This window comes from Bacteroides sp. MSSM.1001136sp1_RTP21357st2_D2_RTP21359_211015, from assembly GCF_040913205.1.
Classification (GTDB): Bacteria; Bacteroidota; Bacteroidia; order Bacteroidales; family Bacteroidaceae; genus Bacteroides; species Bacteroides ovatus.
This window is the reverse complement of sequence record NZ_JBDFVF010000026.1, coordinates 53,864-79,668: the sequence shown is the minus strand read 5'-3', so window position 1 is coordinate 79,668 and position 25,805 is coordinate 53,864. Positions and strand designations below refer to the sequence as shown.

Here is a 25,805-nt window from a genome sequence, read left to right as displayed (position 1 = left end):
AGTTCTGCACAAAAATACAGTATCTTTCAGTAAAAACAAGCTAACCCCGAGAATTATTTCCGCCCCTTCACAGCTGTTTCAGAATAGTTTTGCCAAGGCTGCAATTCTTAGTGTGAATGAGTTTTTCCAATACTTTTTTGAGGATGCCTCGTACCCAACAAGAACTTTTACTATCTTTGTGTCGTTAACGCTATTAATAAGCAAGTTATAATATAAGAAATCAGCAGGAGGACAGGAAATGGATCCAATGGAATATATAGTACCCAACAGAAAGCGTTTGCCTTACGGTATGATGAACTTCGCAGTCATCCGCCGCGAAGACTATTATTATGTAGACAAAACCCGTTTCATTCCTATGATAGAGCAGGCAGACCGGTTCTTTTTCTTCATCCGTCCCCGCCGCTTCGGCAAAAGCCTCACGCTGAACGTACTGCAACACTACTACGATGTGCGTACCCGCGATAAGTTCAACGACTTATTCGGCGACCTCTACATCGGAAAGCATCCCACAGCAAACCGCAACAGCTACCTGGTGCTTTACCTCAACTTTTCAGGTATCACCGGCGAACTGAACGATTATCGAAAGGGACTGGATGCACATTGCCAAATCCGCTTCGACTTCTTCTGTGAAGTCTATTCCGACCTCCTGCCACAAGGTATCAGAGAACGATTGGACGAAAAGGACGGGGCTGTCAACCAACTGGACTATTTGGTTTCGGAGTGCGAACGTGCCGGACAGAAAATGTATCTCTTCATCGACGAATACGACCACTTCACCAACGCCATCCTTTCCGATGCCGAAAGTTTGCACCGCTACACTGATGAAACGCATGGCGAAGGTTATCTGCGTGCTTTCTTCAATAAGGTGAAGGCAGGAACTTATTCCAGCATAGAGCGTTGTTTCATCACCGGTGTAAGCCCCGTAACGATGGATGACCTGACGAGTGGCTTCAACATCGGCACAAACTACTCACTTACCCCTCAATTTAACCAAATGATGGGGTTCACCGAAGAAGAAGTGCGCGAAATGCTGACTTACTATTCAACGAACAGTCCTTTCCGCCATACTGTTGACGAACTGATAGAAATAATGAAACCATGGTACGACAATTATTGCTTCGCGCAGGATTGTTACGGTGAAACTACCATGTACAACTCCAACATGGTGCTCTACTTCGTGAAGAATTACATAGATAACGGCAAAGCGCCACGAGAAATGATAGAAGATAATATACGTATCGACTATGAAAAGCTGCGTATGCTCATTCGAAAGGATAAAGAGTTTGCACACGATGCTTCCGTCATTCAAACTTTAGTGAGTCAAGGTTATATCACTGGTGAACTGAAGAAAGGTTTCCCTGCCGTCAACATCACCAATCCGGACAATTTTATAAGCCTGCTCTACTATTTCGGAATGTTAACCATTAGCGGAATAGATAAAGGCAAGACCAAACTGACCATTCCGAACCTGGTGGTTCAAGAGCAGCTCTACACTTATTTGCTGAATACCTACAACGACGCAGACTTAAATTTCAGCAGCTACGAAAAGAGCGAACTTTCAAGTCAGCTCGCCTATGATGGCAATTGGCAAGCCTATTTCAGTTACATTGCCGACTGCCTGAAACGTTATGCATCCCAGCGTGACAAGCAAAAGGGCGAATTCTTCGTTCACGGCTTCACCTTGGCCATGACTGCGCAAAACCGCTTCTACCGTCCTATCTCCGAGCAAGATACACAAGCGGGTTACGTCGATATTTTCCTCTGTCCCATGTTGGACATATATTCTGACATGAAGCACAGCTACATCGTTGAGTTGAAGTACGCCAAATATCGCGATTCTGAAAACCGTGTGGAGGAATTGCGTCAGGAAGCCATCGCCCAGGCCAACCGCTATGCCGACACGGACACGGTGAAACAAGCTATTGGCTCCACGCAACTACACAAGATTGTAGTGGTATATAAAGGTATGGAAATGCGGGTATGCGAAGAGTTATAATGAACAATCTCTTCACCCTTCACTTTTCCTTGTATTATCCTATCTATAAGCAGTTTATAGGTGAAGGGTGTTCCCTTCACCCATCCTTTCACGTTTTTTCTTTTTCAAATTGTACCTTTCCACAATAAAAGCACTACCTTTGTCAATCATGTATGTAATATACAATATAAAATGAACGACAATAAATTAAAAAACAAAACAGTCCCTTTCAACTACGCCCGCTGCTACAACGAGCAATGTCCGAAAGCTTGTAACTGCCTGCGTCGGGTGGCTGCACTTCTCACTACCGCTGACACGTCCTACATCAGCATCGTAAACCCAATGTGTATTCCGGCCACCGGCATTGACTGTCCTCACTTCCAAAACGCAGAAAAGATACATGTGGCATGGGGTATCAGCCACCTGCTGGACAACGTACCTTATAAGGACGGAACAAACATCAAGCAACAACTGATCGGGCATTTCGGAAAAACTCTTTACTATCGCTTTTATCGCGAAGAACGCTTCCTAAGCCCCGCAGATCAAAACTATATCCGCCAACTTTTTCACCGGAAAGGTATCACCGAAGAACCGGTCTTTGACAGTTACACGGATGAGTATAATTGGTAAAGCTGCGTTCTAACTAGTTTCCAGCCTGCTGAAACTTTTTGTTTCAAGCGCTAGAAACTAAAAGTTTCATACGGTGAAACGATTCGTTTCTCACCGAGAAACAAACTGTTTCACTATGGGAAACCATTCGTTTCAAAGTATGAAACAAAAAATGGAACTAGTTGAAAACAAAAGAAACCCTGATGAAAAGGCAGGTGAAGCTTAGGTCTTCACCTGCTATCACCGATGAACAAAGCGATGCAGAAGATGTTGAAGAGGTGAGAGGAATTTGAAGAGAAAAAGATAAGATATTTATTTCAACTACCTTACCTTCATTAGAGTTAGAACGCACCTTTATTAATTACAGTTTCTTCAGGTATAATTCCTATCTCATCAGGAAACAGCCATTATATTATTCGCTTGTTTCTATCTTTTGATGATTCGTGCCGGATTGCCGGCTACGATTGTCATCGCCGGAACATCTTTAGTTACCACGCTACCGGCTCCCACTACCGCTCCATAGCCAATCCTTACACCTGGAAGTATGGTCGAATTTATGCCAATCCAAACATTGTCCTCAATCACAAAAGGAATCATACGGTCGTAGAAGTCAAGTGATTATTTTTAGTGTTATAGTTAAAATTTATCTACTACACTTGCAAGTTCTCTCATTAATTTGTTTCTTTGTCTTTAAGGATTGAATAAAGCCTCATATAAGGCTAACAAATTTATTCATCACCTATAATGAAAGAATTATGAGTAACAGAGAACTATCTAACAGAATTGAATATTTTGTGGGATGTATAGGAGCTTTCGCTGAAAAATATTCCTTAAGTAACAGTCAGGCATACAAATACCTGAAGCGTTTTTCCGGCTTGGATTTCTTAGAAGAATTCTATGATATCGAACATACATTCTCCATAGAGGAAGCTGTGGATGATTTAACGAAAATCTGTCAACGAAATGGAGGAGCTTTAGCATGATTCTTTACCACGGTTCAAATATAGAAATATCCCAAATAGATATTGATAAAGGAAGAAAAGGCAAAGACTTCGGAAAAGGGTTTTATCTGAGTGAAGATATTAAACAAGCCGAAAAGATGGCAAGTTTAACGACATTCAGACAAGGAAAAGGGGTTCCTGTTATTTCTAAGTTTATGTTTGATGAATCTATTCTAAATGGTAAAAGTGATATTAAAATCAAACAGTTTGGCGGATATACCATAGAATGGGCTGAATTTATTCTATTAAATAGAAACAATAATACCAATATTCAAGCCCATGATTATGATATTGTAATAGGTCCCATTGCTGATGATACTGTAGGTCTCCAATTAAGACGATTTATTCAGGGATATATAAACATATCACAATTAGTGAATGAATTATCATAATATCCGCCCTACTATACAATATTTCTTTGGAACTCCCGCTGCAATTAATTTACTAAAAAGTTATGAATAAGGAAAAACAATTTTTAGTTGAATCTTTAGGAAAAGAACTGATAGAAATGCTTATGAGCGACTACGGATGGGATTTGCAAAAATCTATGGATGTACTGTATTCTTCTGAAACTTTCGCAAAATTAGAAGACGAACGTTCCGGCTTATATTATCAAGGAGCCATATATGTCTACAGTTTTTTAAAACAGGAAATAGAAAAGGGGACTATTGATTAAAATCAAATACTCCCCCATAATACAGACAGCCGATATGTGTGCATGAGAGCTAATCGAAAGCACTCAATATTTATCGGTCATCACAAATACTAACTCCCCTCCCTTCATAATTTCCGAATGATGTATCCGGAAATTCTCAACGGGTTCGCCATTCCACGTTACCGACTTCACATACTTATTCTCATTCGACAATCCTTTTGCTTGCATCGTGAACGTTTTATCATTCGGTAATGAAATAGTAACTTCTTCCACCTGTGGTGCTCCCAATATATATTCTCCCCCAATCGGATTTACCGGATAGAATCCCATTGCAGAGAATATATACCATGCTGACATTTGTCCGCAATCATCATTTCCGCATAATCCATCCGGTTTGGGGAGGTAAAAACGGTCAAAAATTTCACGAATGAGTTGTTGGGTTTTATAAGGTTGTCCGGCATAGTTATACAAATAAGCTACATGATGACTAGGTTCATTGCCATGTGCATATTGTCCGATAAGTCCGGTCACGTCTTGCGTAAACCCTGTATTTTCCGCGGATGATTCTAAAAAGAATAAAGAATCCAGTTTGTTAGCGAACTTCTCTTTGCCCCCGAGTAAATCGATTAATCCTTCCACGTCGTGTTGCACGTGCCAAGTATATTGCCAGGCATTTCCTTCTGTATAATCTCCGCCGGAAGTAGCGGCATGAGACAATAAGAATGTATTAAAAGGTGTACGCCATTTTCCTTTCGAATCCTTTCCCCGCATCATAGTCGTTGAGGGATCCAACAGATTCTTGTAGTAGGAAGCCCGGCGGGAGAAATAAGCATAATCTTTCTCTTTTCCTAAAGATTTCGCCATGCGGGCTACACAATAATCATCATAGGTGGACTCCAATGTACGGGAAACCGACTCTTTGGGGATGATGTCGAAAGGATAATATCCATAACGATCATAAACCTCCCAGTCCGAATGTTGATGGCTTACGGTAGAACTTCCACGAATAGCGGCATACGCCTCTTCTACGTCAAATCCTCGGAATCCTTTCAGATAGGCGTCCACGATGACAGGGATAGCATGATTGCCTATCATGCAATGTGCCTCTTTTCCCCACAATGCCCAGATAGGAAGATACCCCATCGTGCGATAGTGTTCGAGCATACTCTGTATCATTCCGTCCACCCGCTCCGGGGAGAGAATGGTGTACAAGGGATGAGTTGCACGATAGGTGTCCCAAAGAGAAAGCGTGGAATAATAAGAGCCCGTCTTCGAGGTATACACTTTATCGTCAGCACCCCGATAACGTCCGTCCGTGTCCGCCATGTCGTTGGGCTGGATAAACAGGTGATAGAGCGAAGTATAGAAATTCTTCTTCTGTTCGTCACTACCAGTCACCTTTACCCGATCAAACAAATTGTTCCATTGCCGGCAGGCCTCCATACGAATCTTGTCGAAGTCCCATCCCGGATTCTCTTTCGCTAACGCCGCTTTCGCGCCTTCCAGGCAAACGGAAGAGAGCGCTATTTTCACTTGCAACGTATCACCTTCAGCAAGGTCGAAATCAAGAATAAGTCGTTTCGCCTTCTCCCCTCCTGCCGATGAAAGCACTTCACGTACAACATACGGTTTGTCAAAAGAGATCACATAATAGTATTGTCGCTTTACCCAATTTTCTACCACTTGATGACCTGTGATGGTATGATTGTCGGGCATATCCACTTCAGCAGACAAGACATGTGTTTTCAGCCGTTCTTTATCCCAAACAATCCCGTTCTGAAGGTCTACCAATAGGCGGGCAGGAGTAGCGGAATGATAAACGTAACGATGAAAAGAGGTACGCTGCGTGGAGGTCAATTCCACATCCACAGCAGCATCCGTCAGTCGGACGGAATAGTATCCGGGAGACGCCTTTTCAGAATTTTTATCAAACTTGCTTCTATAGACTCCGTCTTTCACTTCCCCACTGAAAGGCAATAGAAGAACATCTCCCAGATCGGGACACCCCGTCCCACTCAAATGCGTCTGGGCGAAACCGATAAAGGAATCATCCGCAAAGTTATATCCGCTACAATACTTCCATTCGTCATTGCCCGTTTCGGGGCTTGCTTGAATGAAACCGAAAGGTACGCAGGCTCCGGGAAAAGTATGTCCGTTGTCGGAGGTACCAACGAATGGATCAGCATATCGAATATAATCATCATCCATATCCGTCCGGAAGAACAATGTTCCATAGCCGGGGCCATCACACCATTTGGAAGCGCCCTCTACTGACATCTTGGAGAGAACCCGGCGAGTATACGGCATGTCCAATCCCTTGCGGGTGACATAATGATTGTATACGATCTCATAGATAGGTCGAAACACTCCCCGTAATTTGTCCGAAATTGTTTGCCAGTTGCAATATCGGCCCGAAATATCAGTCCACGTAGTAAAGGGAACGGATTCTCCCAAGTTATATTTCGCTGTATATTCGTAACCGGTCAACAGACGGTTGTCAAAAGCGGCGTACATCTTCTCATCCCCCTGGTTGTAAGCGGTTTCGCAGGCTTCTGCCAAATTACCCAAGCCGAACATTACGTGGTCTTGGTCGCGACCGCTCTCTTGACACTGTCCGTTCTCGCCGATATAATTCTTAATCGTTCCGTTGTCGTGCCCGTTGTAATAGAAGTGAACTGCCTGATTGTAGAGAGCCTCATCTTCCAGAAAAATACCAAAGGCCATGTATGCTTTGGTAGCAGCAGCCCCCCAGTTTCCGTTTGTATATGGTTTCGCCTTGAAGAAGGTGTCCAATACAGGAATGAATACCGTTCGCAACATCTTCTCCCAGCCGGCAATCTCCGCCGGAGTGACTTTGGAATAGGTATGTTTAATTAGTTCTGCCGCGTTCGCCAACATACTGCCTTGTAGAGAGGCGCACAGTGGGTCGTCATTGTCGTTCGGACCTATTAATTTCAGCATGGCGCTGTAAGCATTCAATATCTCTATCGACTTGCGGGCATGGGCTTCATCTCCGGTGAGGGTCCACATCAAGGCGTTGAGATAAGCCGCCTTATGATCGTCTTCGCTAGGGCGTTTGGTATGTTTGTTCACTCCCAAACGAGCTATCACTTCAAAAGGGCCTTGCATCTGATAAGTGGACAAGGCACAAGAATCAGCTTCGAGCAATCGGTAAGAACTGTAAGCCGGCTCTATCCGATGATCTATGTAATATTTCATCCTCTCCAGGCTCTCTTTCGTATGGAGAATACCCGGATGCATGAACTTGTTCGCTTCGGACAAAGATTGTCCGGCACGTATCTTCTTCCATCTCATGAGCGCTTCAATGTAATAATAATCAGCATAGATAATAGAGGCATCTATCTCATCGTCGGCTGGATAGTGCCCGGTAGAGTGCAGCAGAAGAGCAGGATTCTTATCACGGCTTTGATACTTCTTCGTAGAAAGGTTGCGGAGCATCTTCTCTGCCAATTTATAATATTTATCTGCCCGCTCCTTATCGTCCTCCAGCGTCGACAGTTCCAACAAAGCTGAAGCGACAACCGCTGCTGCCGAAGCATCTCTGGGAGCGGTTGGGATATCGGGAGCATCGAAGTCCCAATAAGGAATCAAGTCGGCAGGCAGACGACGGATGTAGAGGTCTGCCACTTTTTCGGCAAAGCGAAGATATTCTTTGTCACGTGTTTCACGATAGACCATCGTATATCCGTAGACAGCCCACGCCTGTCCGCGCGCCCACATCGAGGCGTCGTTATATCCTTGATGAGTGATTCCTTTGATGAGTTTTCCTGTAATAGTATCGTAGACAGCTACATGATAGCAAGAACCGTCTGTACGGAAATGGTTAGCTTTCGTCACACGAGCATGCGACAAAGCGATATCATAAAGCCTCTTCCCTCCTCCATGCTTGGCAGCCCAGAAAAGAAGTTCCAGATTCATCATGTTGTCGATAATCGTGTTATGAGGCCAATTGCTTTCTTTCACTTTCCAAGGCCATGATAAGAGGGTGCCTACACGGGGGTTGTAAAGTTTTGCCAGTTCGTCCGCACTTTTCAGCAGGACATCTTTGTAATAGTTCTCTTTCGTTAGACGATAAGCATGACCGTAGCTACAAAACATTTGGAATCCCATATCGTGACTGGTTACTTTACTCGACAGAGACTCTAACAATTTTGTAAAATGAACAGCTTTTTCCTTTATCTCCGGTTCATGGCTGTATTCGTAATCATACCACAGGACTCCCGGAAAAAATCCGCTTGTCCAGTCGTGGGGACTCACCATATCCCACGATGACTTGCCGGCTTCAATAGCTCTCGGAAGTTTCGAAGAAGTTCCTATTGCTTTCAATGTTTTATGTATTTGCCGATTACAGTAAGCCAGTTCTTTTTCTTGGGCACCGGCTATACAGATAACGCATAAACTTATCCACAAAGAGAGTATTCTTTTCTTTATCATTTACCTATATTTTAATGATGTATATAATAACAAGAGGGTGTATCGAAAGTCTACAGTAACTCAAGACACACCCTCCCTTTATCCTCTTTTTACCTATTTTTTACCTTATAATTGGAAGGTGATTAGTTTTCTTCCAAATATTTAATCAGTTCCGCTTCGTTTCTAAAGGATTTCATCCATTTAACGGTATAAGGCGATACGCCGTCCGGATATTCAAGATCAGCAATCTTCAACTTGAGAGACATATTGAATGATTGATCCGTAGGTATCGGCTTACCTAACGTGTAACTTGCTCCCGTCACCAAATCCCAGTAATAAACAGTACCATACTCCTTCTCAACGGTAGAATAAGTGCCATGTCCGTGCTGGTTACCTTTATCATTTATTAAAGATCCATATTCGGGAGAGTCAAATGTTATCGCTTTCTTCGCTGGAAGACCTTCTATAACTACCGCTACAATAGGATAATTACCTACGTGGAAGGTTGACTTCCTCTCTATATCACCTCTATATTTTCCATTGCTTTGCAAAGAAGGTGTCACCACCAAATTATCTCCGTCTGCTGCAGTCGTTGCATTGGCCGTAGCGACCTTCCATTCGGTTCCTTTCGCATCAATAGCTCCTTCACTCGGCGGCATACCCGATTCTGTACGGAACAGTAGTGTCCCATATCCCGGATGATCACACCACATTGCATCCCCTTCCGGAGAGATTCTGGATATCACCTGTTGCGTATACGGCATTTCCAGACCTTTGCGAGTTACGTAATGATTGTAAGCAATCTCAAATACCGGTCGGAATTTTCCTCTATCCTCATCAGAGATATTATTCCATCTCACTCCCGTCACATCCGTGAAAGGTTCAAAAGGCACATCGTATCCGAGATTATACTTAGCTGTATACTCATACCCTTTCATAAGTCTGTTTTCCGATGCACTCCAAAGCGTCTCGTTGCCCTGATTATAAGCAATTTCGCAGGCTTCTGCCAGATGTCCTATCCCCAGCATCGTGTGGTTTTGGTCACGTCCGCTTTCCTGACACTGTCCGCTCTCCATAATATAGTTCGTCAAACTTCCGTTGTCGTGCCCCTCATAGAAAAACGTCACCGCTTCGTTATAGAAACTTTCGTCATCCAAAAAGATACCGAACGCCATAAAGGCCTTGATAGCAGCGGTTCCCCAGTTGCCGTTTGCATAAGGAGATTTGGCAAAGAAGTTTCTCAATACCGGAATAAATACGTTACGGAACATATTCTCCCAAGATTTGACATCCGTATCTGATACCGAAGGATAAGTATGTCTCATCAGTTCAGCGGCATTGGCAAGAAGAAATCCCTGCAAAGCAGCGCACAAGGGAGCGTCATTATCACTCATGTCTATCTCACGCAATGTGCCGGCATAAGCATTCAATATCTCAATCGACTTTTGAGCATGCGCTTCATTTTTGGTGATATTCCACATAAGAGCATTCAGATAGGCAGCTTTGTGATCCTCCTCGCTCTTAGTTTTGGTAGGATGAGGAGTCATATCTGGATTAAAACGAGCAATAGTTGTGAAAGGACCTTGAATTATATATGAAGCAGAGGCCAAAGAATTCTGCTGCAACAGTCTGTAACAGTCCACCGCTGGAGAAACATTCCCATTCACAAAGTTCTGCATTCGGGTAATGGAAGCTGTCGTGTGTAGAATACCGGGATGAACAAACTCCATAGAAGGTCCCACTTCCGTATAGTTGGGGTTCGGATTGGGCGGCGGAGGCGTATTATCTTCCTGACACGAAACAAACGTAAACAACAAGCATAATATCGGTAGTATATATTTCATTTTCATATGAATATCATTTTAAAGGTTCAACATTCAATTACCAACCCGGATTGTTACCCAATTCGTGACCATTGGACAAAGAGTTCAGCCACTGCAAAGGAATCGGACGCAATTTAAACTTATTCTCAAACGACTCTTGCGTCAAGGTAGTCTTGATTGTCCCACCATAGATGTTGGATACATCCCAGTTGTACTTCAATACACGTTCAGCCAGTTTGCCGGTGCGTTGCAAGTCGTTCCAGCGTGATCCTTCACCAAGGAGTTCCTTTGCTCTTTCGTCCAAAATATTATCTATCGTGACATTGGAATAACGAGAAAGCCCACCCTGCGGAGAATGTTTTTCTGCACGGGAAACAACGTAGTTAATATATTTTTCGGCATTAGCCTGATCGTTGTTATTCATCACTGCCGCTTCCGCCGCAATCAGACAAGTTTCCGCCAAACGGAAGAGATAGATATCACGCGTTCCCGAACCGAATTCGTCTTCCCTATACTCCGCGTTTCCATCTTTGAATTTCCAGATAGGAAGACAGGTACGAGAAGTTGAGTTCGTCGTCTGATAAGCGTGTTTGTAGTAATCATCATTCGCCCAATTTGTATCGTCTCCCATCGGATAGTTGAACACTTTGTATCTTACTCCATTCTTGTCCGTTTCAGCCCAATACTTATATTCAGGATCGGTAGGTACCGGGAAATAGATAATCTTATCGCCTTTGGCGAACACTCCATCTACAGGAGTAGTACACTGGAACCAGTTCTTGCCTGCATCCTTTCCGTCTGTGGAAGTACTCGCATTACCATTCAAAGGACTCATAAAGGTCACAGAAGGACGTCTGTCTTTCTGCCAGTCATACATCATATAAGCAAATTTAGTAGGAATCGCCTCCACATGCATACTCGCATTACCATAATAACTGTCTTTGCCCAATCCCAGCCATCCGCCAATAGCATAAGGCATCATATACCATTGATTCCAGATATTGGTGTTGTAGTTAGCTCCGTCAGCAAAACCGATAGGGAAAACAATTTCATCGTTTATCTCATTCGACTGACGATGAACCATCGCATAGTCGTCCAGCAACTTATGTCCGGAATTAAGATACACATCTTCCGCATCCTTGAATGCGTTTTCAAAATCCTTCGGATCGGCATACTCTTCATAACCACGTGTCAGATAAGCCAACGCACGGATATGTTTCGCAGCAGCTTTGGACATGCGTCCGTAGTTGGAACCCGTTTGACGCCAGGGAAGAACACTAATGGCTTCTTCCAAATCTGTAAAAATCTGCTGGTAGAAAGCGGCGCCATTCGAATACTCGACAGTATAGCTCGGCTCTTTAGACTCGTTGATTTTCAACGGTCCCTGTCCCCAGTTCCTCACAATCTCAAACAAATACCAGGCTCTCAACGCTTTGGCTTCAGCCACAAGCTGCGTCAACGCACTGGGTTCTATTCCATCAGGGTCGTCTGTCTTCAAAATGACACTCTTCGAACGATCGATAGCAGCATTTACATTGTTCAACGCATTGAAATAAGAACTCCACATCGCATAAATCGTACCGTTATTTGACTGATAAGTAGTGGTATACTGATTCATTGCCGCTACTTCCGTCGGATAATTCTGTGTGAAGACATCCGTACCTTGTTGTGTAAATATCTGATAAGTAGTCGTATTATAGATATTTTTCAAGTTTGAGTAGCAACCTACAATCAGACTCTCATATCCACCCTTTGTCTGATAGTATTTGTCCGCTGACTGACTGGAATGGTTCACTTCGTCCAGAAAATCAGAACAAGCAGTCATTCCAAAAGTGAATAACAGAAGCGTATACTTCAAATATCTTTTGTTTATCATAGATCTGTTTTTTTAAAATGAAATATTAACACCAAGTAAAGCATTCATAGTCATACCGTCCGTATCTCCTATGTTGGTAAGATCGGGCTGTTCGGGATCAAGACCTCTGAACTTCGTAAGAATGAAAGGATTCTGTACAGTCACATAGATGCGGGCGTTATCCAGTCCCCATTTTGACATCAGTCTCTTGTTCAAAGTATATCCCAGTGTGATATAGGAAACTTTCAGGAAGTCTGTTCTTTCATAAGCGATATTACCTCTGGAACCCATTTGTGAGGGACGTCCCATGGTATTCGAAGGATTCTCCGGCGTCCAATAATTAGTCCGCAGATTGTTGAAGTTCTGGCTGTTCCATTCTAATGCGAAGTTCTCAAAGAAACGGTCGTACTGTGTGGCTCCCGCCTGGAAATACATGTGGAATGAAAAGTCGAAATCATAGATTTTGAACATATTTGTCATACCTCCTGTCCAGTCCGGTGTTCTCTTGCCGTCAATGATATAGTCATCGTCCGTCAGCTTGCCATCATTGTTATAGTCTTTAATCTTGAAGTTACCCGGTACACAACCATATTTTGCAGCCTCTTCTTCTTCTCCCAACTGCCATACGCCAATTGTATTTTGAGTCCAGTTCGTATCTACCGGCTTACCGATGAAACGCTTGTCAGAATAGCGTCCTCTCATGCCTTGCAGATGAATGGAATAATTGCTAAGATCTTCTTCGTCAGCCAGACTTACGATTTCGTTTTTGTTGTAAGCCAGGTTGATGGTCGTATTCCAGGCAAAGTTCTTGGTCATGATATTCGCGGTATTCAACTGCAACTCAAATCCGCTGTTTCTTACGGAACCTACATTCGAAGTAACCGATGAATAACCCAAATGAACAGGAATATTGCGTTTCATCAACAGGTCATTGGTAGTACGATTGTAGTACTCAATGTTACCCGAAATCCGTTGGTTTAAGAAACCGAAATCAAGACCTACGTTATATTCTGAAGTACGCTCCCAAGTCAGCATCGGATTGGCAATGTTGGCAGGAAGATTTCCCACGGAAGTAGACGTTCCGAACGGATAATATACAGACCCCGAAATGGTACCTTCGGATGCATAAGGAGACACAGAGTTGGTATTACCCGCCTGACCATAACTGAAACGCAGTTTCAGGTTGGACAACCAATCCAGATTCTTGGCAAAGTCTTCTTCAGTGATTCTCCACGCAATAGCTGCGGAAGGGAAAAGCGCCCATTTATTTCCTTCGGACAAACGTGAAGAACCATCATAGCGCAAGCTGGCTGTAAGCAAATATCTATCCATCAGCCCATAGTTGATTCTACCTACATAAGACATCATCGTCCACTGGCTGAAATTGGAAGTCAAGCTCTCGATAGCTCCCCCATTCAGGTTATACCAAAGTGAATTGAAAGACAAGTCCTTGCTTGCACCATACAATCTGTCGTACTGATACTTTTGAGCGGAGAACACTCCGGTCGCAGTAATAGAATGAACGGACTTCTTCCAAGTATAGTTCACAATATTATCCCAAATCCAACTCAATGAATTATCTTTCGTCGCATTCGCCTTAGCACCTTTGGCAGTTCCCTGCTGTGCCTTTGTCCACACTCCGATATAATCCCCCATGGAAGTCTGTGTAAAATAGGGAGAAAATGAAGAAGTGAGCTCCAAATTCTCAATAGGTGTTATTTTAAGATAAATATTGCTTTGCAGGTTGAGGCTCTTCACTTGCGAGCGCTGGTTTTGAGAAGTAACCAACGGATTGAAAAGATTATTGCCGGAATATTTCCATATCTCCTCACCTGTCACCAAGCTATTGGGATGTTGAGTAGGACGCATACGGAACACATCACGCAACAAGTCCCAGTTACCTTTTTCACGAATACTGTGAACCGCATACATACTTCCTCCGAAAGAAACATGCTTATTAATAGTGATGTCTATTACCGAACGCAAGTTGTAGCGTGTATATTCTTGCGGCTGAATCATACCATCTTCGAAATAATAGCCGCCAGAGAAACCGTATTTCACAGCTTCCGTGCCACCAATTGCCGACAAGCTATGGTTTGTCATAAAGGCGGGACTGGACACAGCGTCCAACCAATCGAAATATTTACCTTCTTTCACCGCCTGCAATTCGGACGGGTCGGTAAAAATTTGCTCGTCTCTCTTATAAATATAGTTGGGAGCTCCGCCACGGGTAGCCTCTCTCGCCAGCTGCACATATTCGTCACCGGACATCATATCGGGCAAATTTGTATAAGATCTCACACCAATATAACCGTTATAGGAAATTTTCGGCTTACCAGTCTGTCCTCTTTTGGTCGTTACAATGATTACACCGTTTGCACCACTGGAACCATAAATAGCCGTTGCCGAAGCATCCTTCAAGACGTCAATCTTTTCAATATCGTCCGGATTGACAAAATCCAGATTACCACCGGGAACTCCGTCAATGACAATCAAAGGAGACGAAGAGGCAGTGATAGAGTTGATACCACGAATCTTTATATCGTAGCCTCCACCCGGTTTGTTATTCGAACGTGTGATGGTCACACCGGACAACTCTCCTTGCAACGCACCTGCGGAGTTCGTTTTTCCACCTCTAAGCAAAGTTGTATTGGAGACAGAAGCGACAGAACCAGTCAGGTCGGACTTCTTCACAGAGCCGTAACCTACCACCACTACTTCGTTCAATGACTTCGCATCTTCACGCAATACAACATTCAGAAAGTTTTGAGCGGATATTTTTATTTTTTGTGTCGTATAACCAAGATATGAGATTTCAACCTCATCTCCTGCTGCTACTTCCAAAGAGAAATTACCGTTCATATCCGTTATCACTCCCTTTTTTGTTCGGGGAACCATCACATTAGCCCCCACCACAGGAAGGTCTGCTTCATCTTTTACGATACCTGTTATCTTCTTTTCCGAACCGCTTGCGCGTCCGTCTTTGTTTGTAGAAGAGACGTTGGGCTTTTTAGCCAGAATGATATGACGTCCTTTAATGGTATATGACAGGTTGGTCTTACTTGCAACCGCATCCAGGACATCTTTCAAGGAACTGTTCGTTTGATTAATTGTGATTCGTTGTTGCTTGTTGATTTCGTCCGAATCATAGAAAAACAAATAGTTGGTCTGCTTTTCTACCATTCGTAACACAGTCTCAAGTTTTTCATTTTTTACTGATATCGATATTTTCTTTTCCTGCGCATACACGTTACCAACTATGCCCTGCAGAATAAATAACAACAAAACAGCAAAGGTTATTTTTGTATTTTTTATGCTTCTTTTTAGGGCAAACCCATAGAGAATAGGCTGTTTATTCATACATTTGTAAGTTTTAAGATTAAATACTATTCCGTTCGAAGGAAGTTTAATTTAGGAGATGCGTGCATCTCTCGGAGAGAAGAGGATTCGCCAAAATCTTCTTCTCTTTTTTTAAGGCTAACTACTGTTCATAATAATGTTTTATTAGATTATACGGCTCAATTAATTATCACTTGCCGATTATTAATACTATATCGAATCGGGATTGAAATATTAATTATATCCAAAATGTCTTTGATGTTTTGCCCCCGATAGAAAGTCCCGGTAAACCGGCGTTCTTTCAACTTATCAGACTGTATCCGGAAACTGACACCGTATATATTTCCCAATCGGGCTAATATACCCTCTAAATTCTCTTCATGGAAATAGTAATAACCGGAAATCCATGAGGTGTAAAGGGCAGCATCTACCTGAGCCACTTTATAAGAACCTTTGTTTTTGTGATATATATATTGTTGATTTGGAGTTAAAACGGTCGAAGTGTTTACCTTTTCACTAACCAAGCGAATGGAACCCTCCAATAATGTGGTGGTTACCACGGAATCAGACGGATAAGCGTCAACATTAAATTTCGTCCCTAAAGCTTCTATTTCTTGCCCATTCACAACCACGATAAAAGGCTTGTCTTTCTGCTTGGCTACATTAAAGAAGGCTTCTCCTTCCAGATAAACAACACGCTTTTCTTTTCCATATTGCGGATCATAGCGGAAGTTAGTCTGACTCCCCATACTAATTTCGGTGCCGTCTGGCAAAACAACTTTATCAGCTACGATTCCATCGCCACCAACATATCGGGCAACAGGTACGGAAGAAGCATCACCCAACCACCAAAAGAGAACGGAAGTAAAAGCAACAGCTATCACCGCCACCGCTGCATAAGCCTGAACTTTCCGGAAGAGAGTGTATATTTTCCTCGGAACCTGTTTCTGTTTCTTTTCCAGTAACCGCTGCCAGCTCTTATCCATATCAATATTACTTCCTTTAGACAAGCAAGCGTCATAGACCATCTTTGCCTCAAAAAAGATCTGTTTATTTTCAGGCGTTTCATTCACCCAATCATAAAACTGATTGATCTCTTTCTCATTCAACGAGCCTTTCAAAAATCCTATTATTAAATCTGAAGTCATGCTTTCCATATATAAATAGATACTATTTTCCTGTTTTTATATATGTAACGAGCAATCAGCAGGAATTACTCACCGACTTCTTTATTTTTTTTGAATTTTATTTTCCGAGACTGTAAGGAATAGAAATAAATCAGCACTAAACGAACATGAATAAATAAACGAAAGCAGTCTGAAGCTCTTTCCGTAAGAAAAGTAAGGTTCTGTATAATTGGTTTTCCACTGTCCGGGTGGATAAGTTTAATCTCTCGGCAATTTCCGCCGCTTTAAGCCCTTCCATATAAGATAACAGGAAGATTTCACGTCTCTTTTCGGGCAGTTCATTTATTTTTGCCATCACATGTGCCATTAAGTCTTTCCTCATAAACAATTCATCAGCACCGTCATAAAAACTCAACTCATCTAATTTGAGCTGGATAGCACGCTTGTCGGCAAACTCCTGTTCCAAACTAATACGACGCAAATGATCTATACAAGCATTTCGGACAGCAACAAACAATATATTTTTAACCTCTGATTCTGATAACAGAAACACTTGTTTGTCCCATATTTTAAGGAATACATCATGAACAATATCTTCCGCAAAGAAAGGAGAAATAAACTTTCCGGCAAAACGCAACAACATAGGTGCATATTGCATATACAGTTTCTGATAATTATTTATATCATTCACATGTTCATCTTTCATTTTAGTATTCTACAAGGCCAAAGTCTATTAATAATCCATTATCAGAGAAAATAGGATTCATCTTATTGTTGGCGACAAAAATAGATATATTCTTGTTATAAACAAAAAAAGATGAGAATCGTTTTTCTTTTCCCCTGACTATATATTCATAGAATATGCAATAAACTCAAAACGTTGCAAATTTCCGTCCTCATTTGCCCTGTTTACATAAATAAAAACTATCTTTGCGTTTCAGAATCCCGAAAGACGAAAAGAAATGGAGCAAATAGACAACCTAAAAGAGCTTATCAATCAGGGGGATGTGGACACAGCGATTAAGCAATTGGACCAGCTTCTCCAGGACAGTTCTGTCGAAAAAGAGAAAGATACTCTTTACTATTTACGGGGAAATGCCTACCGAAAGAAAGGAGATTGGAAGCAGGCACTGGACAACTACCAGTATGCCATCGAGATCAATCCGGACAGTCCTGCTGTTCAGGCCAGGAAGATGGCAATAGATATCCTCAACTTCTACCACAAGGATATGTTCAATCAATAAAAGAGATGTATAATCAATAACCGTACTCAAAGATAACGTAATAAAATAAAGATTATGGCAAAAATCAAAGGAGCAATCGTAGTCGACACGGAGCGTTGCAAAGGATGCAACCTGTGTGTAGTGGCGTGTCCGCTCGATGTAATCGCCCTCAATAAAGAGGTAAACATGAAAGGCTATAACTATGCCTGGCAAGTGAAGGAAGATACCTGTAACGGATGCAGCTCGTGTGCAACGGTTTGTCCGGACGGATGTATTTCAGTGTATAAAGTAAAAGTAGAATAAAAGAAAAGAATATGGCAGAAGAAGTTGTATTAATGAAAGGAAACGAAGCCATCGCCCACGCAGCTATCCGTTGCGGTGCCGACGGTTACTTCGGTTATCCTATTACTCCCCAATCGGAAGTGTTGGAAACGCTTGCCGAACTGAAACCGTGGGAAACAACCGGCATGGTAGTACTCCAGGCGGAAAGTGAAGTGGCAGCTATCAATATGGTATATGGAGGTGCAGGTAGCGGAAAGAAGGTAATGACCTCATCTTCAAGTCCGGGTGTGAGCTTGAAACAAGAGGGAATCTCTTATTTGGCCGGTGCCGAACTTCCTTGTCTGATTGTGAATGTAATGCGTGGCGGTCCCGGATTGGGAACTATCCAACCTAGCCAGGCTGACTACTTCCAGACAGTAAAAGGTGGTGGTCATGGAGACTACAAACTGATTGCCCTCGCTCCGGCATCCGTACAAGAAATGGCGGATTTCGTAGCATTAGGATTCGAACTGGCCTTCAAATACCGTAATCCGGCTATTATCCTTGCCGACGGTGTGATCGGTCAGATGATGGAAAAGGTTGTTCTTCCTGCACAAAAGCCACGCCGCACGGAAGCAGAAGTAATTGAACAATGTCCATGGGCTGCTACCGGAAAAGCAAAAGACCGCAAACCGAATATTATCACTTCCCTTGAATTGAAACCGGAAGCAATGGAAATCAACAACCTCCGTTTTCAAGCTAAATATCGTGAAATTGAAGAAAATGAAGTACGCTTCGAAGAGATCAACTGCGAAGATGCAGAGTATTTGATTATCGCTTTCGGTTCAATGGCACGTATTGGCCAGAAAGCAATGGAACTAGCTCGTGAAAAAGGAATTAAAGTAGGTATCCTTCGCCCGATTACACTGTGGCCGTTCCCAACCAAAGCAATTGCTGCATACGCTGATAAAGTAAAAGGTATGCTCGTTACGGAACTAAATGCCGGACAGATGATTGAAGATGTCCGTCTCGCTGTTAACGGTAAAGTAAAGGTAGAACATTTCGGACGTCTAGGTGGCATCGTTCCCGATCCGGATGAGATTGTAACTGCCTTGAAAGAAAAAATAATCAAATAACGAAACAATGAATCCCGATAAAATAAGAAACGTACTGAACATCCTATTTATGATATTGGCTGTTGCAGCCATCATCACCTACTTTGTAGCAAAAGATGATTTCAAAATGTTTATCTACGTATGCGGCGCGGCAATCTTTGTCAAGCTGATGGAGTTTTTTATACGGTTCACCAACAGATAAGGAGATGAAGTTATGACTAAAGAAGAAATAATCAAACCCGAGAATCTGGTTTACAAAAAACCGACTCTGATGAACGATAACGCCATGCACTACTGCCCGGGTTGCAGTCACGGTGTGGTACACAAACTCATTGCCGAAGTCATTGAGGAAATGGGTATGGAAGATAAAACTGTGGGAATCTCTCCGGTGGGATGTGCAGTGTTTGCTTACAACTATCTCGATATTGACTGGCAGGAAGCAGCACACGGACGTGCTCCTGCTGTGGCAACTGCTGTTAAACGCCTGTGGCCGGACCGTCTTGTTTTCACTTATCAGGGCGACGGTGACTTGGCTTGCATCGGTACAGCCGAAACAATCCACGCTTTGAACCGTGGTGAGAACATCACGATTATCTTTATCAATAATGCGATCTACGGTATGACAGGCGGCCAGATGGCTCCGACTACACTGGTAGGCATGAAGAGTTCGACTTGTCCTTACGGACGTGACGTTGAACTTCACGGCTATCCATTGAAGATTACTGAAATCGCAGCCCAACTGGAAGGAACTGCTTACGTAACCCGTCAGTCCGTACAATCCGTACCGGCTATCCGTAAGGCTAAGAAGGCAATCCGCAAGGCTTTTGAGAACTCCATGAACGGTAAAGGTTCCAACCTGGTAGAAATCGTTTCCACTTGTAGTTCAGGTTGGAAGATGACTCCGGAGAAGGCGAACAAATGGATGGAAGAACACATGTTCCCATTCTATCCGCTGGGTGATTTAAAAGATAAAGAATAACGCTAAAAGTCAACAGAACAATGAAAGAAGAAATAATTATAGCAGGATTCGGTGGACAAGGCGTATTGTCTATGGGTAAGATTCTGGCATATTCCGGTTTGATGGAAGGCAAAGAAGTGACTTGGATGCCGGCTTACGGTCCCGAACAACGAGGTGGAACAGCCAACGTTACAGTTATTGTAAGCGATGACAAAATATCCTCACCGATTCTTAGTAAATACGACGCTGCCATCATTCTGAATCAGCCTTCACTCGAAAAATTTGAAAGCAAAGTGAAACCCGGCGGTATCCTGATTTATGACGGTTACGGAATTATCAACCCTCCTACCCGTAAGGATATTAAGGTATATCGTATCGACGCAATGGATGCAGCCAACGAAATGAATAATGCCAAAGCATTCAACATGATCGTACTTGGCGGTTTATTGAAGCTTCGCCCCATCGTAACGTTGGAGAATGTTATCAAAGGACTTAAGAAAACCCTGCCGGAACGCCACCATCACTTGATTCCTATGAACGAGGAAGCTATCAAGAAAGGGATGGAGTTGATCCGTGAGGTTTAATAAATTAAAAATTGAGAATTGAGAATTAAGAAATAATTGCTCGCCAAGTAAAGGATGCAACATATTTTTCAATTCTCAATTCTCAATTCTCAATTAAAGTAAGTATCTTTGCCTCCAATTATGAGACGAATCTTACTATTATATATATTACTTTCCGTTATAGGTTTGACGACTGTTCACGCACAGTTCGATAATGGTCGCCAGAGAGTAGACGAAAACGGATACGACCAATACGGAAATCAGGTAGACCCTGCCATGATTCCGGACAGATTGGATAGTGCAAATGTCGAAGTACAGGGATTGCCTCCAAAGTTGTATATGTGGCGTATCAAGAACCAGTTGGGCGACCGGACTATCATCCCGGCAGATACAGCCTTTCATCATTTCCAGAATTCAAACCTGACTGAAGGACTTACCGGACATTATAATTATCTGGCCAATATGGGTTCTCCCCGTATGTCACGCATCTTCTTTGACCGCCGTGACCCGGAGCCGACTATTTTCATGGAGCCTTTCTCCAGTTTCTTCATTCGTCCTACGGAATTTAATTTCACTAACAGTAACGTACCTTATACGAATCTGACGTATCACAAAGCCGGTAATAAAGTGAATGGGGAAGAGCGTTTCAAATCTTACTTCTCTGTCAATGTAAACAAAAAACTGGCTTTCGGATTTAATGTAGACTACCTATACGGACGAGGATATTACAATAATCAGAATACGGCGTACTTTAATGCAGCAGTTTTCGGTAGCTATATCGGCGACAAATATCAGATGCAGGCTATATACAGCAATAATTACCTGAAAACAAATGAAAACGGAGGTATTGAGGACGACCGCTATATCACTGCACCGGAAGAAATGGCGCAAGGTCAAAGAGAATATGAATCAACCAATATTCCTACCGTACTAAGTGCAACGACCAACCGCAACCATGACTTTTATGTCTTCCTGACCCAACGATATAATCTCGGATTCAGTCGTGACATACCACAGGCTGAAAATGACACCACTCCCGTCAAACAGGAGTTTGTCCCCGTTACCAGTTTTATACACACCATCCAAGTGGAACGGGCACGGCATAGCTTTAATTCTAATGACGACATGCGTGAAAAAAATTATTATCAGAATACTTACTTTGATACGGATAATCCTAATGTCAGAGACAGTACCACCTACGTCGGAATCAAAAACACCATAGGTATTGCGTTACTTGAGGGATTCAATAAATATGCCAAAGCCGGATTGACTGCATTTGCTTCCTATAAAATCAGCAAGTATACACTGATGAATATGGAAGGAAATCCGTTGCCTGATAAATACAACGAAAATGAAATATTTGTTGGAGGCGAATTATCCAAACGTGAAGGGAATGTGCTTCATTACCACGCTATCGGTGAAGTGGGATTGGCAGGAAAAGCAATCGGACAATTCAATGTAAAAGGAGATATTGACCTGAACTTCCCGTTGTGGAAAGACACCGTCAGTCTTATAGCCCGTGGTGAAGTCAGCAATAAACTTGCTCCTTTCTATATGCGCCATTATCATTCCAAGCATTTCATGTGGGACGACGATATGGACAAGGAATTCCGTACCCGTATTGAAGGGGAATTGAGCATTGCACGTTGGAGAACACGTCTGAAAGCAGGAGTTGAAAATATCAAGAACTACACTTACTTCAACCAGGAAGCAAAACCGGAACAGAACAGCGGAAGTATACAGGTATTATCTGCTAGCCTTAATCAGGACTTCAAGCTAGGAATCTTCCATCTGGACAATGAGGTGACCTGGCAGAAATCCAGTGACCAGACTGTACTTCCTTTACCTGATCTCTCGCTATATCATAACTTCTATATGCAGTTCAAACTAGCGAAGAAAGTACTTAGTGTGCAATTGGGAGCCGACGTGCGTTATTTCAGCAAATACAATGCACCTGCCTATATGCCGGCCATTCAGAATTTCCACCTGCAACCGACAGACGATCAGGTACAGATAGGAGGTTATCCGATTGTGAATGTATATGCAAACTTACATTTAAAGCGTACACGTTTCTATGTAATGATGTATCACGTGAACCAGGGCATGAGCAGTCCGAATTACTTTCTGTCTCCTCACTACCCCATCAACCCACGTGTGCTGAAATTCGGTCTTTCATGGAATTTCTATGATTAACAAAAACTATACGACTTATGGTATCACGCCCCAAATTGAGACTGTTCAGATATTTAGTGCCAGTGATTATTGTATTGGCATTTATCTTCTCTTTCCGTCAATGCGGTAAGCAAGAAAAGCCTGCGGGACATCCGCGTGATTATGCTGCCATTGCCAAGGAGGGTATCATACGTGTAGCTACCGAATATAATTCCATCAGTTTTTATGTAGACAGTGACACCGTTTCCGGCTTTCATTACGAACTGATACAGGCATTCGCCCGGGACAAAGGACTCAAAGCCGAAATAACACCTATTATGAGTTTCGAAGAGCGGTTGGAAGGATTAAGCGAGGGACGTTATGATGTGATTGCTTATGGCATATTAGCCACCAGCAAGTTAAAAGACTCTCTGCTTCTCACCTCTCCCATTTTCCTCAACAAGCAAGTGCTGGTGCAACGCAAAGAGATTGGCGAGAATGATTCACTCTATATCCGTACCCAATTGGATTTAGCCCAACGAACACTTCATGTCGTAAAAGGCTCCCCCTCTATTTTGCGTATTCAGAATTTAGGCAATGAGATCGGAGATACTATCTACATCAAAGAGATTGATAAATATGGTTCCGAACAATTGATATCAATGGTAGCGCATGGAGACATCGACTATGCCGTTTGCGACGAAAGCATTGCACTGGCAGCAGCAGATTCATTGCCGCAAATAGATATTAATACAGCTATCAGCTTCACGCAGTTCTACTCATGGGCAGTCAGCAAACAATCCCCCGTCTTACTTGATAGTTTGAATACATGGCTGGATAAATTCCAAAAGGAAGAGGAATACCAAAAGATTTATAAGAAATACTATGATAAAGAATAACCTTATCACTTTACAGGTCAGAAGAAAACAATCAAAAACAGAGTGTAAGATGGATATATTCATGTCTATTTCCAGAAATAAATTCCCAAAGACTTGACTTTCGCTTTCAAATGTCGTATCTTTACAGAGTTAATGATAAAGTAGTTTCAATTAAACTACACGCAAAGGAGGGAATCGCGATTCTCTCCTTTCTTTTTATCCATCCGGAGAAAACCTCTCCCCGCCCAGGCTTTTCACTCCCCTTTCCCGGTGACTAACGGTTCTTCACCCGGAGGTTCAGCCATGTTCACCTTGCTTCTTACTAGAATTGAAGTGTATGCCAACATCAAACAGAGACTCTATTCTCCCGAAACAGACCGTCTGTTCAGGTAAAACAGAGCCTCTATTGAAATAAAACGTAATGTCTGTTTTACCACTGTCTCTGCTAAGTTAATAATCAATAAAGTTGCTCTTGACAAAAAATAGCTTTATCTTTGGGGTTTGTTTAAGCAGACACAATAGGTATATATTATGAGTGAAAAGATTATCAAATGGGGCTTCATTGGTTGTGGAGAAGTAACCAAGACCAAAAGCGGTCCCGCTTTCCAGAAAGTAGAACATTCGGAAGTCGTAGCCGTGATGAGTCGTGACGGTGCGAAAGCGAAAGCGTATGCCAAAGAGAGAGGAATCAAAAAATGGTATGACGATGCACAAGAACTGATCGATGATCCGGAAGTAAATGCCATCTACATTGCCACTCCTCCTTCCTCACATGCTACGTATGCCATTATGTCCATGAAAGCAGGCAAACCTGCCTATATTGAGAAACCAATGGCTGTGACGTACGAAGAATGCACGCGCATCAACCGCATATCCAATGAAACGGGAGTTCCCTGTTTCGTTGCTTACTATCGCCGTTATCTCCCCTATTTCCAGAAAGTAAAGGAACTGGTAGAGAACGGTACTATCGGTAATATTATCAATGTGCAAATTCGTTTTGCCCAGCCGCCACGCGATCTGGATTACAATCGTGACAACCTTCCCTGGCGTGTGCAGGCTGACATTGCCGGAGGTGGCTACTTCTACGACCTTGCTCCGCATCAAATTGATTTGTTGCAGGATATGTTCGGTTGTATCCTCGAAGCAAGCGGTTATAAGAGCAATCGGGGTGGACTTTATCCTGCTGAAGATACATTAAGCGCCTGTTTCCAATTTGATAGCGGATTGGTTGGTAGCGGTTCCTGGTGTTTCGTAGCCCATGACTCTGCCCGCGAAGACCGTATTGAAATTATCGGTGACAAGGGAATGATTTGTTTCTCTGTCTTTACTTATGAGCCTATCGGCTTACATACCGAAAAAGGACGGGAAGAAATCTGTATCGGTAACCCGGAACATGTGCAACAACCTCTTATTCAGGCAGTGGTCGATCACTTGTTAGGTAAGTCCGTTTGCTCCTGCGACGGAGAAAGTGCAACGCTCACTAACTGGGTAATGGACAAGATATTAGGTAAACTATAACCCGAAAAAAAGCAAAAAAAAGTATCATTTTCTTGCGAAGTTTACTGATACTGTTAAAAAATTAATAGGAATATTCCATTGTATATTGTTAGTTTTTTCTATATTTGATGTAGTCTGAAGGTATTTAATTGACTACAAATAGATTAAAAGAAACTCGCATGAGAATGGGCAACGGATAAGAAATTGGTAAAGTGCTTTGATACACTATATTTCTCATGCTGTCAAACAACTCTTATTTGTTTGCAAATATAATATTATTGCAGGTAATAATCAAAAATAACGAGGTTTATTTTCATTTTTACCTGCTGATATTTGTTCCG

The 25,805-nt window shown here is 42.6% G+C and carries 20 protein-coding genes and 1 pseudogene; 14 read left to right on the top strand and 7 right to left on the bottom strand.

The window, feature by feature from the left end; all coding sequences use genetic code 11:
* Positions 1–238: 238 nt before the first annotated feature.
* Both AB5217_RS16960 and AB5217_RS16955 read left to right on the top strand, forming a co-directional pair.
* Positions 239–1,996, top strand: a complete 1,758-nt coding sequence (locus AB5217_RS16960; protein WP_032845317.1) for an AAA family ATPase — start codon at positions 239–241, stop codon at positions 1,994–1,996.
* A 171-nt stretch (positions 1,997–2,167) separates the two neighbouring features.
* The gene (locus AB5217_RS16955; RefSeq protein ID WP_008644027.1) at positions 2,168–2,605 is read left to right on the top strand and encodes a DUF6078 family protein; all 438 of its coding nucleotides are present in this window, start codon (positions 2,168–2,170) and stop codon (positions 2,603–2,605) included.
* 405 nt (positions 2,606–3,010) lie between these two features.
* Here the strand turns inward: AB5217_RS16955 and AB5217_RS16950 are convergent.
* Positions 3,011–3,169, bottom strand: a pseudogene (locus AB5217_RS16950) (DapH/DapD/GlmU-related protein); the annotation flags it as partial.
* Between the two features lie 170 nt (positions 3,170–3,339).
* Here AB5217_RS16950 and AB5217_RS16945 point away from each other — a divergent pair.
* From AB5217_RS16945 to AB5217_RS16935, 3 genes are all read left to right on the top strand, one after another.
* On the top strand, positions 3,340–3,567 hold the full coding sequence (locus AB5217_RS16945; protein WP_004297431.1) for a DUF3791 domain-containing protein: 228 nt from the start codon (positions 3,340–3,342) through the stop codon (positions 3,565–3,567).
* Positions 3,564–3,977: a DUF3990 domain-containing protein gene (locus AB5217_RS16940; RefSeq protein WP_032843316.1), complete on the top strand. Its 414-nt coding sequence runs from the start codon at positions 3,564–3,566 to the stop codon at positions 3,975–3,977. The genes AB5217_RS16945 and AB5217_RS16940 overlap by 4 nt, the downstream gene beginning before the upstream one ends.
* A 62-nt stretch (positions 3,978–4,039) precedes the next feature.
* Positions 4,040–4,261, top strand: coding sequence for a hypothetical protein (locus tag AB5217_RS16935; protein ID WP_004297428.1), 222 nt, complete (start codon positions 4,040–4,042; stop codon positions 4,259–4,261).
* Positions 4,262–4,324: 63 nt separating this feature from the next.
* Here the strand turns inward: AB5217_RS16935 and AB5217_RS16930 are convergent, their stop codons facing one another.
* The 6 genes from AB5217_RS16930 to AB5217_RS16905 all read right to left on the bottom strand — a co-directional run bounded on the left by AB5217_RS16930 (position 4,325) and on the right by AB5217_RS16905 (position 17,524).
* A complete protein-coding gene (locus AB5217_RS16930; protein ID WP_070782587.1) occupies positions 4,325–8,695 on the bottom strand; it encodes a GH92 family glycosyl hydrolase in 4,371 nt (1,456 codons plus the stop codon).
* 122 nt (positions 8,696–8,817) lie between these two features.
* A complete protein-coding gene (locus AB5217_RS16925) occupies positions 8,818–10,524 on the bottom strand; it encodes a DUF4979 domain-containing protein (protein ID WP_032843314.1) in 1,707 nt (568 codons plus the stop codon).
* Between the two features lie 31 nt (positions 10,525–10,555).
* The gene (locus tag AB5217_RS16920) at positions 10,556–12,373 is read right to left on the bottom strand and encodes a RagB/SusD family nutrient uptake outer membrane protein (RefSeq protein WP_368112773.1); all 1,818 of its coding nucleotides are present in this window, start codon (positions 12,371–12,373) and stop codon (positions 10,556–10,558) included.
* A gap of 12 nt (positions 12,374–12,385) precedes the next feature.
* The gene (locus AB5217_RS16915) at positions 12,386–15,712 is read right to left on the bottom strand and encodes a TonB-dependent receptor (protein ID WP_032843312.1); all 3,327 of its coding nucleotides are present in this window, start codon (positions 15,710–15,712) and stop codon (positions 12,386–12,388) included.
* A 158-nt stretch (positions 15,713–15,870) separates the two neighbouring features.
* Positions 15,871–16,848, bottom strand: a complete 978-nt coding sequence (locus tag AB5217_RS16910) for a FecR family protein (RefSeq protein ID WP_032843311.1) — start codon at positions 16,846–16,848, stop codon at positions 15,871–15,873.
* 127 nt (positions 16,849–16,975) lie between these two features.
* The gene (locus AB5217_RS16905; RefSeq protein WP_004297421.1) at positions 16,976–17,524 is read right to left on the bottom strand and encodes an RNA polymerase sigma-70 factor; all 549 of its coding nucleotides are present in this window, start codon (positions 17,522–17,524) and stop codon (positions 16,976–16,978) included.
* Between the two features lie 256 nt (positions 17,525–17,780).
* Between AB5217_RS16905 and AB5217_RS16900 the strand changes: the two genes are divergently transcribed.
* From AB5217_RS16900 to AB5217_RS16860, 9 genes are all read left to right on the top strand, one after another.
* On the top strand, positions 17,781–18,062 hold the full coding sequence (locus AB5217_RS16900; RefSeq protein ID WP_004307591.1) for a tetratricopeptide repeat protein: 282 nt from the start codon (positions 17,781–17,783) through the stop codon (positions 18,060–18,062).
* Positions 18,063–18,116: 54 nt separating this feature from the next.
* Positions 18,117–18,344 (top strand): ferredoxin family protein, encoded by a 228-nt coding sequence (locus tag AB5217_RS16895; RefSeq protein ID WP_004297419.1) that lies wholly within the window; start codon positions 18,117–18,119, stop codon positions 18,342–18,344.
* An 11-nt stretch (positions 18,345–18,355) separates the two neighbouring features.
* Positions 18,356–19,438 (top strand): 3-methyl-2-oxobutanoate dehydrogenase subunit VorB, encoded by a 1,083-nt coding sequence (locus tag AB5217_RS16890; RefSeq protein WP_004297418.1) that lies wholly within the window; start codon positions 18,356–18,358, stop codon positions 19,436–19,438.
* A gap of 7 nt (positions 19,439–19,445) precedes the next feature.
* Entirely contained in the window at positions 19,446–19,619 is a 174-nt protein-coding gene (locus AB5217_RS16885; protein WP_004297417.1) for a hypothetical protein, read from the top strand.
* A 12-nt stretch (positions 19,620–19,631) separates the two neighbouring features.
* Positions 19,632–20,396, top strand: coding sequence for a thiamine pyrophosphate-dependent enzyme (locus AB5217_RS16880; protein WP_004297416.1), 765 nt, complete (start codon positions 19,632–19,634; stop codon positions 20,394–20,396).
* Positions 20,397–20,416: 20 nt separating this feature from the next.
* The gene (locus tag AB5217_RS16875; protein WP_004297415.1) at positions 20,417–20,959 is read left to right on the top strand and encodes a 2-oxoacid:acceptor oxidoreductase family protein; all 543 of its coding nucleotides are present in this window, start codon (positions 20,417–20,419) and stop codon (positions 20,957–20,959) included.
* A 120-nt stretch (positions 20,960–21,079) separates the two neighbouring features.
* Positions 21,080–23,131 (top strand): putative porin, encoded by a 2,052-nt coding sequence (locus AB5217_RS16870; RefSeq protein ID WP_032843310.1) that lies wholly within the window; start codon positions 21,080–21,082, stop codon positions 23,129–23,131.
* A gap of 17 nt (positions 23,132–23,148) precedes the next feature.
* Positions 23,149–23,988 (top strand): transporter substrate-binding domain-containing protein, encoded by an 840-nt coding sequence (locus AB5217_RS16865; RefSeq protein ID WP_032843309.1) that lies wholly within the window; start codon positions 23,149–23,151, stop codon positions 23,986–23,988.
* A 510-nt stretch (positions 23,989–24,498) separates the two neighbouring features.
* Entirely contained in the window at positions 24,499–25,485 is a 987-nt protein-coding gene (locus AB5217_RS16860; RefSeq protein ID WP_004297399.1) for a Gfo/Idh/MocA family protein, read from the top strand.
* Positions 25,486–25,805: the final 320 nt, after the last annotated feature.

What these genes read in the sequence shown, in the direction of transcription:
- AB5217_RS16875 (WP_004297415.1), top strand. Translation starts at nt 20,417, where the DNA reads ATGAAAGAAGAAATAATTATAGCAGGATTCGGTGGACAAGGCGTATTG.
- AB5217_RS16910 (WP_032843311.1), bottom strand. Translation starts at nt 16,848, where the DNA reads ATGGAAAGCATGACTTCAGATTTAATAATAGGATTTTTGAAAGGCTCG.
- AB5217_RS16890 (WP_004297418.1), top strand. Translation starts at nt 18,356, where the DNA reads ATGGCAGAAGAAGTTGTATTAATGAAAGGAAACGAAGCCATCGCCCAC.
- AB5217_RS16940 (WP_032843316.1), top strand. Translation starts at nt 3,564, where the DNA reads ATGATTCTTTACCACGGTTCAAATATAGAAATATCCCAAATAGATATT.
- AB5217_RS16920 (WP_368112773.1), bottom strand. Translation starts at nt 12,373, where the DNA reads ATGATAAACAAAAGATATTTGAAGTATACGCTTCTGTTATTCACTTTT.
- AB5217_RS16880 (WP_004297416.1), top strand. Translation starts at nt 19,632, where the DNA reads ATGACTAAAGAAGAAATAATCAAACCCGAGAATCTGGTTTACAAAAAA.
- AB5217_RS16905 (WP_004297421.1), bottom strand. Translation starts at nt 17,524, where the DNA reads ATGAAAGATGAACATGTGAATGATATAAATAATTATCAGAAACTGTAT.
- AB5217_RS16935 (WP_004297428.1), top strand. Translation starts at nt 4,040, where the DNA reads ATGAATAAGGAAAAACAATTTTTAGTTGAATCTTTAGGAAAAGAACTG.
- AB5217_RS16945 (WP_004297431.1), top strand. Translation starts at nt 3,340, where the DNA reads ATGAGTAACAGAGAACTATCTAACAGAATTGAATATTTTGTGGGATGT.
- AB5217_RS16960 (WP_032845317.1), top strand. Translation starts at nt 239, where the DNA reads ATGGATCCAATGGAATATATAGTACCCAACAGAAAGCGTTTGCCTTAC.
- AB5217_RS16895 (WP_004297419.1), top strand. Translation starts at nt 18,117, where the DNA reads ATGGCAAAAATCAAAGGAGCAATCGTAGTCGACACGGAGCGTTGCAAA.
- AB5217_RS16860 (WP_004297399.1), top strand. Translation starts at nt 24,499, where the DNA reads ATGAGTGAAAAGATTATCAAATGGGGCTTCATTGGTTGTGGAGAAGTA.
- AB5217_RS16925 (WP_032843314.1), bottom strand. Translation starts at nt 10,524, where the DNA reads ATGAAAATGAAATATATACTACCGATATTATGCTTGTTGTTTACGTTT.
- AB5217_RS16955 (WP_008644027.1), top strand. Translation starts at nt 2,168, where the DNA reads ATGAACGACAATAAATTAAAAAACAAAACAGTCCCTTTCAACTACGCC.
- AB5217_RS16870 (WP_032843310.1), top strand. Translation starts at nt 21,080, where the DNA reads ATGAGACGAATCTTACTATTATATATATTACTTTCCGTTATAGGTTTG.
- AB5217_RS16915 (WP_032843312.1), bottom strand. Translation starts at nt 15,712, where the DNA reads ATGAATAAACAGCCTATTCTCTATGGGTTTGCCCTAAAAAGAAGCATA.
- AB5217_RS16885 (WP_004297417.1), top strand. Translation starts at nt 19,446, where the DNA reads ATGAATCCCGATAAAATAAGAAACGTACTGAACATCCTATTTATGATA.
- AB5217_RS16865 (WP_032843309.1), top strand. Translation starts at nt 23,149, where the DNA reads ATGGTATCACGCCCCAAATTGAGACTGTTCAGATATTTAGTGCCAGTG.
- AB5217_RS16900 (WP_004307591.1), top strand. Translation starts at nt 17,781, where the DNA reads ATGGAGCAAATAGACAACCTAAAAGAGCTTATCAATCAGGGGGATGTG.
- AB5217_RS16930 (WP_070782587.1), bottom strand. Translation starts at nt 8,695, where the DNA reads ATGATAAAGAAAAGAATACTCTCTTTGTGGATAAGTTTATGCGTTATC.